Source organism: Salinihabitans flavidus (assembly GCF_900110425.1).
GTDB classification, from domain to species: domain Bacteria; phylum Pseudomonadota; class Alphaproteobacteria; order Rhodobacterales; family Rhodobacteraceae; genus Salinihabitans; species Salinihabitans flavidus.
The window spans coordinates 1-11,111 of sequence record NZ_FODS01000048.1 but is presented as its reverse complement, the minus strand read 5'-3'; the positions used below and the strand labels follow the sequence as shown (position 1 = coordinate 11,111).

At 58.9% G+C, this 11,111-nt stretch carries 11 protein-coding genes; 2 read left to right on the top strand and 9 right to left on the bottom strand.

Annotated features, from left to right (window positions below):
• Positions 1-225: 225 nt before the first annotated feature.
• On the bottom strand, positions 226-534 hold the full coding sequence (locus BMW66_RS20700) for a transposase (protein WP_093120733.1): 309 nt from the start codon (positions 532-534) through the stop codon (positions 226-228).
• A 250-nt stretch (positions 535-784) separates the two neighbouring features.
• On the opposite strand from BMW66_RS20700, the gene BMW66_RS20195 reads away from it, so the two are divergent.
• The gene (locus BMW66_RS20195) at positions 785-1,222 is read left to right on the top strand and encodes a hypothetical protein (RefSeq protein WP_139196303.1); all 438 of its coding nucleotides are present in this window, start codon (positions 785-787) and stop codon (positions 1,220-1,222) included.
• 40 nt (positions 1,223-1,262) lie between these two features.
• Here BMW66_RS20195 and BMW66_RS19050 read toward each other — a convergent pair whose 3' ends face one another.
• The 8 genes from BMW66_RS19050 to BMW66_RS19015 form a co-directional block, all read right to left on the bottom strand.
• Positions 1,263-2,945 (bottom strand): secretin N-terminal domain-containing protein, encoded by a 1,683-nt coding sequence (locus BMW66_RS19050; protein WP_175483327.1) that lies wholly within the window; start codon positions 2,943-2,945, stop codon positions 1,263-1,265.
• Between the two features lie 65 nt (positions 2,946-3,010).
• On the bottom strand, positions 3,011-3,619 hold the full coding sequence (locus tag BMW66_RS19045) for a hypothetical protein (protein WP_093120728.1): 609 nt from the start codon (positions 3,617-3,619) through the stop codon (positions 3,011-3,013).
• A gap of 146 nt (positions 3,620-3,765) precedes the next feature.
• Positions 3,766-5,418 (bottom strand): hypothetical protein, encoded by a 1,653-nt coding sequence (locus tag BMW66_RS19040; protein WP_139196301.1) that lies wholly within the window; start codon positions 5,416-5,418, stop codon positions 3,766-3,768.
• A 108-nt stretch (positions 5,419-5,526) separates the two neighbouring features.
• The gene (locus tag BMW66_RS19035) at positions 5,527-6,123 is read right to left on the bottom strand and encodes a hypothetical protein (protein ID WP_093120725.1); all 597 of its coding nucleotides are present in this window, start codon (positions 6,121-6,123) and stop codon (positions 5,527-5,529) included.
• A 37-nt stretch (positions 6,124-6,160) separates the two neighbouring features.
• Positions 6,161-6,772, bottom strand: coding sequence for a hypothetical protein (locus BMW66_RS19030; protein ID WP_139196299.1), 612 nt, complete (start codon positions 6,770-6,772; stop codon positions 6,161-6,163).
• 86 nt (positions 6,773-6,858) lie between these two features.
• Positions 6,859-7,452, bottom strand: a complete 594-nt coding sequence (locus BMW66_RS19025; RefSeq protein WP_093120722.1) for a hypothetical protein — start codon at positions 7,450-7,452, stop codon at positions 6,859-6,861.
• A gap of 659 nt (positions 7,453-8,111) precedes the next feature.
• Positions 8,112-8,621: a site-specific DNA-methyltransferase gene (locus BMW66_RS19020; RefSeq protein ID WP_093120720.1), complete on the bottom strand. Its 510-nt coding sequence runs from the start codon at positions 8,619-8,621 to the stop codon at positions 8,112-8,114.
• A gap of 207 nt (positions 8,622-8,828) precedes the next feature.
• Positions 8,829-10,157 (bottom strand): hypothetical protein, encoded by a 1,329-nt coding sequence (locus BMW66_RS19015; protein ID WP_093120718.1) that lies wholly within the window; start codon positions 10,155-10,157, stop codon positions 8,829-8,831.
• 660 nt (positions 10,158-10,817) lie between these two features.
• On the opposite strand from BMW66_RS19015, the gene BMW66_RS19010 reads away from it, so the two are divergent.
• Positions 10,818-11,111 (top strand): transposase (locus BMW66_RS19010; RefSeq protein WP_139196274.1); only part of this gene is annotated, 294 nt, incomplete at its 3' end.

Here is an 11,111-nt window from a genome sequence, read left to right as displayed (position 1 = left end):
GCGGAACTCGGCCGTGTAGCTCGGGGTGTGTTTCTTGTCTGTCATGAGGCTCACCTTTTGAGAGTTTTACTCTCCGGTAAACCCGGGGCGGTTCAAACTGCTTATCAATGATCTCCATGAACCGCAGGTTCTCAGCGCTCTCACCGACGGGCTGATAGTAAAGCCGTGACCGCGATAGCTGCAACAGTTCGCACTGTTTTCGCATGCTTAACTTATGATCCCGGGTCACCATTTTTTGCCTCGCGTCCCGAGCAACTGATGCGAGGCTTCGGCTAAAAAATCCCGTTCCACCACCAACTGGCCGATCTTCGAGTGCAGCTTGTCGACATCGGCGGCGCTAACCTGTTCTGGGGCCGCACCACGGCGCGTAAATGCTGTCGCCATGTTATCTATCGCCGCGCGCTTCCACGTTCCGATCTGCGTGGGATGAACGCCATACTTCTTGGACAGCTCCGCCAGCGTCATCTCCTCGCGGATCGCTTCAAGCGCCACCTTGGCCTTAAACTCTGGCGAATGGTTCTTGCGTTTCTTCATTTTGGATCGTCACTTTCATCATGCGATCCACCTTAACCAATGGTCCGAATTTCCGCGACCACCTCTAATGCGGCTGGATCGCTGCCCACTCTTCATCGCTCAGCCAAAAGAGATTTCGTGTCATAGTTTGCTCCCGACAATTCTGAACGGGAGTGAATCAGTTCAAAGCTCGAAAGGGAATCCGCTAATTGAGTACGGACCCTAGTCCGGCGCTGAGGCAAGTCCTCGCGACGTTACCGATCTCATCCGAATGTCGCAGTATCCGCAGCTTGCGCTGAATCTCGCGTTGATCCTTGGTCATGAGCATCTACTTCTTCCCAAACCTGGGAGATTAAGTGAAATGTCCCGCGAGCACTGGCATATCTACACGGGACGATCAGATATCGACCGTGAAGGTGCCAACATTTGCGCTGGTGACATAGAGCCGCCCATCCATGTGCGAGAACAGCGCGACGATCCGACCCTTGCGACGCGCTTGCGCGCCACCATTGTCTGCAAGACCGCGCCGGATCTGTGGACCCATTTCCAGTATCTCGGCGCGCGAGAAACCGGCACGGGTCATCGCCTGGGCCAGCGCCATCGCGCCGACGTCTCCCGGGTCTCCGACAGCAAGCGACGTAACGGGCTCGCTGACACGCTGCACATTGGGATCGCCTGCGCAGGAAGCCAGCGCAAGAACGCTGACTAACAGAAAGACGGCACGACGGTGCGGAGCGCAAAATAGCATCTCAGTTTCCTCCCTGCTGCATCCGGTCAAGCGCGTCCAACAACTCGGCGCGGAACTGCTCATCGCTCACCTTGCGAATCCGGGGCGGGCTTTCAGATCCGGTCTCAAAGCGTTTGCCGTTCTGATCGACAAGTGTCGCGGTGACGAAGATCGCCACCTGTCGGGCCTGGTGGTTCAATTCATCCGTTCCCAGAAGCCGGCCGAGAAGCGGCAGACTGGTGGTGCCCGGAACGCCGCTTGCGGTGACTTGCGAACGCGTATCCATCAATCCGGCCACTGCAGCCGTGCCTCCATCCTCCAGAGAGACGGTGCTCTGGGCGGTTCGGCGACTGACGACGGGAAGGTTGTTCTCGCCACGCCCGACGACATCCGACACCTCAAGGTTCATGTCGAGTGTGATGTCCTGCCCTGTGCCGATCCGTGGCGTGATCGACAGGATCGTCCCGGTTTCAATCCGTTCAAGCTGCGACGTGGTCAGGTTTGCATTGCTTTCGGTCAGGATCTCGAAAAATTCCTCAGTCGTGACCTTGATCTCCGAGGCCCGCCCATCCTGTGCAAGAACTTGCGGGCTGGACACGATTGTTGCCTGCTGCGTCGATGACAGGTAATTCAATGTCAGCGACAACGCGTTGGTGAATTCTCGGCTGGGGGTATAGCCAATGCGTAACTCCCACGGGAAATCGATATTATCCGCCGTGACACCGCCAAGCGTGATCTCAGGCCAGGAAATATCCGTCCCGAAGTCCAGCAGGTCCGCCCGTTCGAGAACCACGACGCGTGCATCTAGCATCACGTGCCGACGCGGAATGTCGACAGCTGCAACGTCATGCCGGATACCGTCGATCATATGCGGCGGGGCACTGACGGCGAGGGTGTTGGACTCCGTGTCGGCTCGGACATAGGCACCCACCATGCTCTCAGGCAGAAGCGCCATTACGCTTTCGGCGGTCGCGTGCTGCAATTCGATGATCTGTGTACGGTAGATGTCAGGGGTATCAACTGCCGCCGGTGCGCGTGGCGCGTCGAGGCGGCGCATTAGCGCGATGATCTCAGTCCGGCGTTGGCCCGGCGCCGTAATCGCTACAGTATTGCGAGTCGTGTCGATGCGCACATACCTTTGCAACCGTTCGGGCAACAGAGCGCGTGCATTCTCGGGCTTGACGTACTGAAGTGCGAAGAATGTGGTCGTCTGTTCGTCCTGCCGGTCCAGCGTGCGCAGATCAGTCTCGATCCGGGCCATCAGCTGCGGCGGCGCTGTCACGGCAAGGCGCCCCGTATCTTCATCAACGCGGACATAATTCTGGAAAGGTTGAGGCAGCAACGATCGCGCCGAAGCTGGATCGAGGTTTTCGAGTTCGAAAAGCCGGGTTTCGGAAATCTCGGTAAACAGGTCGGAGTCCGCATCGGGACTGTAAACGAGGTAATAGTCCGGCTGACGCGCCACGCGATACGACGTGCCAGCCAGAACGAGATCAAGCGCCTGATCGAGTGTCACATCGTCCAGCGTGACCGAGACGATGCCCTGAACGCTCGGGTCCGCAATGATGTTCTCTTCGGTTTGAGCGGCAATGTCTTCAAGCGCCTGCCGCAGATCCGTTTGAAAGAATACGTTATTAACAATTGGCTGTGATTGCGCTTCCGCCGTCCGGACGGGAAGAGTTTGGAGAATTATTGCAATTGCCAAGATGCACAGCACTCGACCCAAATTTTTCATCAGTCCCTCACGATCGGTTAACGCGAGAAGCTGCCTCACTTCTCGGCGTAAACTGCCATTTCTACGGAACCGGTGTAATGTCCGATGGCCGTATCTTCATAGCCGAATGGTATTACATGCACTACACCGCGCATAGGACTGTCGGCGACGTTCGCCCGCATCATTGCTCGTCCTGTGTCGATTTTACCACGATGCGTTCCGGTGGGGAATTCGACAACTGTCCGGTATCTAAGCGCTGCGGTGTCCGAGACCGATGAGCCGTCGCTGCGCATCTTCGCCACCCCTACCAGATCGCTCGCCGGGGTAAGGTCCCCTCGCCCCGGCATAGCCGACACCACCGCATGCGCATTCCCGCGTACCTCGAACGGGATCTCCACTGGAACGGCAATGGGCACCGCCCCGCGGCGATGGTCTATCCCCGTGTTCAGCGCCCCCCCCCCAGACGCGACCTCGAGAGAAAACGTCGTTCCCTCGGGAAACGACACTTCGACGATCGGGCCGATCTGGATTGCGATGCTCACAGTTTGCGGCGTTCCGAACGTCTGCGACAGGGCGGCCTCGGGACTCACGACGCGGGCCAACAAGACCACGCAGAAAGCCGTCACCGCCACAATCTTACGAACTACTCGCGCACTGCGCCCCATCTTCCACCTCTCCGGATAGCCGGGCGATCTCCACCCGTGATAAGACTATGGGTACAAGCGCGGTGCGCCGACGGTTTGGCGCGATTAAGGTGTTTATGTGACGGTTCTACCTGCCCTAGTGACAGGGCAAATCGTTGAACGGCATTCTATTCATCGAGGATGGTCATTTCGCGGACCTCGGGTTCGTCCTCGGTTGCTTCCGTTACGATGTCGATCCTCACCGGAAGTTGGCGGTCGAACAGGCGAACGCCCTCATAGGCGGCAACCACCCGCAAAGTGTAGTCCAACGGCGCAATGTCGCTGATATTGATGACTCCCGCGTAACTGCGCGTTCCCAGCGGCAAAAGCTGACCGGGCTCGCCAGTTAAAAGCGCGCGCGAAACAACATTCCCGGTTTCGTTGATCAGTTCGGTTTGGACCTGCGGCTCGATATCGACATTGCCGGTGTTCACGAAGCGCGTCTGGACTATATATTCGGCCTGCTCGCTGATCGAGATACCCATCTGATCCAGAATACCTGCCGGCGCGTTGCCAATCTGCTGCTGGCGAATATGGAGGCGCGAGTTCGTCTCGCCGGCGCTCTGGCCATCCTCATACCGACCCGAAAGCGTAATATCGGCATAGTAATTGGCATAATCCATGCCCTCACGCGGCATCCGGCTCAGCACCCGGATGTTGCGCCGTTGTCCACCCTGCAGAGTGATTTCGGACGGGCGTGCGTCGCTCCACTGGGCGGCGGAAATGTCCTCGCCCCGCATCTCGCCCATCGCAACGCCCTGAAGCGACTCGGGTGTCGTGATCCCAATCTTGACGTTAAGCGGAAGCTCTCCGGGGTTTCCGACCTCGATCGTGTTGGTCCGGGTCGCGCCCGGAACCGCCTTTAGCGCCAGCCGAGGGGGCGACAGCGTCAGCGCAGTGTCGAACGCGACGTTGTCAATCTCGGGGTCGCCTTCGAAATCGATCACGCGTTCGAACCGGGGTAGCCGTCGTCCGTCCACCTGAAGATTGCCCAGCAAGCGGTATTCGCCCGACGGTAGGCGCCGATCCAGATCCGCCGAAAGGTCCAGGTCCAGACCGGGCAGAATGCTCCGCTCGGGCAAGGTCGCGCGCGTCACGGTCCGCCAGTTCTCACCGGCACGGCCCTCAACGACGATGTCGCCGCGCAACTCGGAAAAGGTCTGGCCATCGTTGCTGATTTCCATAAATGCACGGGTGGTCGGCTCGGCCTCCTGCTCGCCTTGGTCGTTGCGGCCATCGTCGAACTCCATCCGGACGTTACCGATCGAGATATCCTGCCGAACGGGTCGCCCCTCGATCTCGGTGAACAGTGGGATAAGGAAGCCAAAGCTGATGGCGAAGACCGCGGTCTGCTCCCCCTCCTCGCCCTCGGGCACCTCGGGAGCATCGGTCCGGATCATGATGCCCGACGCGAACGCACCGCGCGCATCCGGTGGCACGCTCAGCAAAACGGGGATCTCCTGCGTCGTCTCGGGCGGAATCACGATCCGCTCGGCCGGAAGCTCGACCCATTGCCGGCTCGAGGCGCGCAGGCTCTCTGGCGGCATCTCTTCGCGCATCTCGTCGGTGACGACGCGCAGCGTGCCGTCGGAATTCTGCGTCAGGTCCACCACCGAAAGGTTGATCGGCTCGGTCCGCGTCGCGTGGCGGTTGTTCACGCGCAGAACCACGCGCGAGGTCCGGTTGGCGGGCACATCGGCCTCGACCCGCATCGGGCGGACCGACAGGTTCTGCTGCGCCGCGACGGATGTGGCGGTCAGCGCCATGAAGATCAGCGCCATCAGGGCGCCCGCGAAATGCCGTTCGAACAAAGCAATCCTCCAGGATGGGGTCTTCCGAATGCACCATAGGCGCGCGATGCGGCCTGGGCAACCTGTGCGCGCGCCGTGTTATGGCGACGACACGATCGTCGCGGTCACCGGGATGCGATAGGTGTCGGGCACGGCGAACATCGGTTCCGGCGGCAGGGTCAGATCCCAGCGCGTGACCAGCCCGATGAAGATGTCATAGGTCCCGTCGCACAGACCATAGGTGAGTCCCGAGGCCGATAGCGGCGCATCGGTTGCCCGCCCGCTCAGCGCGGGAAGGCTGCCGAAGCTCAGAGAGCCGGTCGGGAACCGCACGAAGGGCTGCACGCCCAAAGTGTTGGTGGTGCTCAACCCCTCGGCCGCACCGTAATAGGCCGACGGATTGCCGCGGATCCCCGTGACGGTGGGAAAATCGAATTCAATCCCGCCGATGCAGTAATTCGTCGACAGTTGCAGATGCCCCATGCCGCTCGTGCCGCCCAACGGGCTGGGGTCGCCCGCGGCGGTCAGCGTATTGTCTGTCATAATGGTCGTTGACGATCCCGTGATCACTTGAAGCTGCGCGATGGATTGCACGACGACCTTGATCTCGGCCTCCGAAGTCGCTTTAGCGGTAGCCGGCGCGGCCAGAACGGTGGCGGCTGCGGCGGCGGCGCGAATTGCCGAAAATCTGACCATGTCTGTTCTCCCAAAGTAAGTTCGGACCGGGCGACGCTCAGGGCACCAGAGTTCCGGTCAGCGGAATAATATACGTATCGGGCGGCGCGAAAGCCTGTTCCCCGTCAAGCGTGATGTCATAGGCCGTGCCCACGCCCAGCGCCAATTTGTGACTCCCGTTGCAAAAATCCTTGGTAACGCCGGTTAGGCCCGTCACGGCAAGGTCGCTGTCGCTACCGTCATGGACAGCCGGGTCGGGCCGGAAAGCCCCTGTCGCCGGGTCGACGCGGAAGACCCGCGGCCAGACGCCCAGGCTGTTGCCGCTGGCCTGCCCGGTGGCCACGCCCAGTTGCGCGCCGTCGGGCACATTGCGGAACCCCGCCGAGCGCGGAAACTCGACCAGCACGAAGTCGAGGCAGGTGTTGGTGCGTAACCCGACGCTGGCGTAATTGCCTTCGCCCGAGTCGAGCACGCTGCCCTCGTCCGAGGGGTTGCCCATCACCGTGAACGAGGCGTCGTCGATCAGCATCGTCCCCTTGCTCTGATCGACCTCGAGAATGGCGATCTCCTCGACCTCGACATCCACGTCGACGTTGCCCTGCGCAACGACAGGGGTCACCGCGACGAGGCCAAGCAGAATCACATTAAGTGACAATACGCTGTTTCTCATGAAAACCCCCGGAGGTCGCGGGCGGCGCAACACCGCCGCCCGCTTTCATCCTGTTGCTGCGAATTCAGTCCATTCGCATCAGCAGATCAGGGGGTGCCGACGATCGTCGCGTCAACGTTCGCGACGTAGGTGTCCGGCGTGGCGACGTCGCCGGTCAAGCTGCCGCCAACGGAGTCGATAATCCGGGTCCAATTGGTGGAAACACCGATCCCGATCTCGTGCGTCCCGGGGCCGAAGGGTTGATCGGGATCATCCCGGTCATTGTTTGTAACGAGCAGTTCGCCCGCGGCGCTGGCACCGTGCACCGTCCCACCACCGATGATGTCCGTCGGTGCCGCCTGCGGCACACCTGTCAGGATCAGGCCATCGGTCTGGCCGACCAACGCCATTTCGCCCGCATTGACGCCTTCGTCGAACTCGAACAGGATGCCGTCGACGTCAAAGTTGGTGACCAGCTCGAACGTGGTGACGTTCGAAAAATCGTCGCCACCCGAGCTCGGGTTACCCATGAAGCTATTGCCGGGCGCGTCGATGATCATCTCACCGACGCCTGTCGACGTCAGTTCGGCAATCGGCTGAACGACCACGTTGATCTGGGACGTTGCGTCCTGCGCCATGGCCGGCGCGGCGAGCCCAGCGGCCGCAATGGCCGCGGCGCTGAATGTGAATTTCTTAAGCATTTGCTAACTCCTTAGCTAAAAAGGTTCGGTTGTGGTCCAGAACGCGGAAGACACAAGCCCTCCACCAAATTCGTGCCCCCCAAATCCGTCTGGGCGCTATGACCTTTGGCGAAGGTTTGACCTTCGCTCGGGACACGGTCGACTTTAACAAACTCTTACCAAATTCCAACCGAAATTCGGTCTTATTTTCGCCTTATTCGGGAAAATCGCGAGCAGCTGTTCCACCGTTTTGCAAGGTCACCTTTCAGTCAGCATGTTTGTTGTGCACCTGTAAACAATGGCTTTGGTGGTCGGCCACGTATCTCTCCCTGACGCTGATTCGCGTCCATCGTGAATACGCATGCATTCCATACCCAGCGCCGGTTCATCACCGCCAAAATTCTTGTTTGATCAATCCTGGGTAGAATTATTCAACTTTAACGACTTCCTAACTTTGATCGGCGTTGTCTCAGCCCCCCGAAAACTGTGCCCCGATTCGAGCGCCACAGGAGAAGATCGGAGGGCTCGGAAACGGTACCTGGACGATAATGCTACGCTGGAATGAAATGCATTCGCATGATGGGCTGGATGTTGGGAGTGCCTGTTGCAAGGCCGGGATCTCCTAAAAGACGTATTCCGATTGGCAAAAGCAGCTTGCCAGCATGGGCCGCCCTCAGCTTTCACAGATGCGCGCTCTTCAGCGAATGCTGCGCCAGCAGGTTGTTGCCCTTTATCAGCAGGTTGTCGTCCTCTGACACCTCGCCCACGGGCGTGGCCTTACCTTCTGCCACAGCCTCCGCATCCCAGCGCTCCCAGCCGGTCAGCACCTTGGGTTCAAACAGCCGCGTGATGTCGTCGGGGGCCAGCGTCGTGTTCGAGAACACTTCGTTCCGGCCCCGGTCCTCTTTCGTCATGCCGCCTTCCCGCACGCAGTCCTTGTAGGGCCAAGCCAGCACCACGTCCCGTGACTGGCTCAGGTGGTCGCCGCGACCGTCCGTCAGCCCGATCCGGTTCTTGAAGGCCGTGTAGCTGTCGGGCAGGAAGGCTTTGTTGGACACGAAGTCCTGAAACTTCACCTTGTCGAAGACCAGCGCGCCTGCAACTTCAGTGAAGAAACTCGCCTTGATCGTGTCGGGCTGCATCAGCAGTGCCAGCAGCCGCGCGTTCGTGTTCAGCGCCGCCTCGACCACCGCGTTATTGAGGATCGCCCCGTCCGATATGAACGCTTTTCGGCTTGGAGAAGCTCCGTGAGGTCATCGAGAAGGTTCTGCATGGATGGTCGCCCCCGTGTTATTCGCCCCCCCCCTTGTGCCTGACGGGACAGGGAAAATCCAGACGTGACAGGCCACGGGCCTTATTTGCCCCAGTAATGGGGATATTGGATTTATAGGGGCAGGTCAGCGCAAGGCGTAAGACCGGGTGACTTTGACATGGGGAATCTGGCCAAGCCTTGCCTTGAAGGTGTCTTTCATCACCTGCACCAGTTCCCGTTCCAGATGGGCCTGCACGACGAAGGCATCATGGATGGGCAGGATCGCATGGCCCTGCCTGACAAAGTGCAACATGATCGCCTCCGCCAGATCGCTTTCCAGCCGTTGCAGTTTCATGCCCTTTTCGGTGCCCAGCATGGCCGGAACCATCGGGAAAGCGTTCAGCACCTTGGCGCGGAAGTCCTCTGCCGTCATGCCCCACTTGGCGCTATCGAAGTCGCCGGGTTCTTCTGTCGTGCCTGACTTGGAGTTGAGGTAGGCGGCAAGCGTGGCCTTGGCATGATCACGCAACTCCTTGGGCGCATTCGCCCCCACTATTGGAGAATAGGGGTCTTCCGGTACGAGCTGGCCTGCCTCTGCCAGTATTGCCGCTGGGTTAAAGCCTCGGAAGTCCGCTTCGACGGTGTGCTGCCCGTCTATAGTGATCGCGGGACGCACATTGCTTTTCACGTTCTGCCACCACCCGCCATAGAACCGGCCCCCGTGGTCAAAGCTGTCCCGGTTGAATACTCGGTACAAACGCACCTTGCGGCCTTTGTAATCGGGCTCTTTGTCATGGATGTTAAGCGGTCGAGTCGTGCCTATTTCAGTCGCGCCCAGCTTTGCATTGATCTCGTCCAGACGTGCCCGCATCGTCATTGTCTCGGGCGTGTCACCGTATCCGCAAAGCCGGTCTTTATCATCCTTCAATCGAATGGTCTCTCTGCCCCGGTCCACTTTGAAGTCGGCAAAAGTCCAATCCTCGGCCTCCAGTTCAAGGACGCCCTTTTCTGTCAGGCCAAACCGGCTTGTCTGACTGTAACCCGGAAGGTTGAACCCGCTTTTGACCTTTTCGACATCGCCGGATTTCATAAGCCAGTCTTGGACCGTGATGAACAGAGCCGCTTTCATGCAGTCAGGGCGGTATCGCCTTTCACGGTTCAAAGCGCCCTTGCCGCGTCGCATTCCGATTGTCGTTGGCCATCTGCTGCACTTCGCCCGCATCAGGTTTGCGAGAATGACACTACCGCAGTCGATAAACGCCTGTTGCCTGTTGATGCTTGGCTTTCGTTCAAATGATGCCGCCCACTCCGCGCACACGTCATCCATGAGCAGGTCTAGGAGGTTCTCGGCCTCAGCATTACAAATCCGCAAGTATGGCTCAAACGGCCATGAGCGTGGTGGGGTTTGATCTTCCAACGCCGCGATCTCTGCGTCACTCATAAAAGCCTTGAGGGGGTGTGCCTCATCAGTCATCGTAATTTCACAGCATATTTTTTTGAGGCCATATCTACTTAGTCCGGGTCCTATTTTTCCCCCATACGCCCCCCAACTCTAACTTGCCACCCCACGCGGCCTACGCGCTCTTATACCTCTTCGCTGAAGTGACGTTGGTCCCCAGAATGAAGGAATGTCGATTGTCAGTATCTTTTTTATTGCCGAAGTCGAATTGGTTCTGTGCATAGTTGGCTGATTATCCACCTAAAGCCTTCGTCTTAAGAGAGAAACGAGCGAAACAACTGGCATGAGTTTGCCATTCCAAGCCTTGCTGCCAATCAGCTTATTGTTGACAGCAAGCATGGATTTAGTTCAAAGATGTGACACGAAGTGCGACACACAACTCAACCTCGCACTCGATTGTTCAAGCCTTCCAGTGGCTTAGAAAAATGGTAGCGAGTCCGGTACTCGCCTCCATTTATTTTCAAACACTTGACGCAAAAAGTCCCACCACGCGGGCGAGCCATCTACCATTCCATTTTACATGAACGGTTCGCAAGCCGTTCTGTTTACCCGTTGAAGGATGTGCAAAACCTCGTCAAGTTCCGCTGGCGAGACTTTTGGCGTCGTGCTCAATCATTGCGATCGCTGAACCGCCCCGGGTTTACCGGAGAGTAAAACTCTCAAAAGGTGAGCCTCATGACAGACAAGAAACACACCCCGAGCTACACGGCCGAGTTCCGCGCGCGCGGCGTTCGGCTTTTCCGCGAACATCGTTCTGATTACAGCAGCGACAGTGCTGCCTACCGGGCAATTGCCTCGAAGCTGGGCTGTTCGTCTTTCAGCCTGCGGGACTGGTGTCGGCGCGCCGCGCGTGATGCAGGCGAGTTGTCCGGACCGACAAGCGAGGAGAAGGCACGGATCAAGGCCCTGGAGCGTGAGAACCGTGAACTGCGCCAAGCCAACGAGATTCTGAAGAAGGCCAGCGCATAT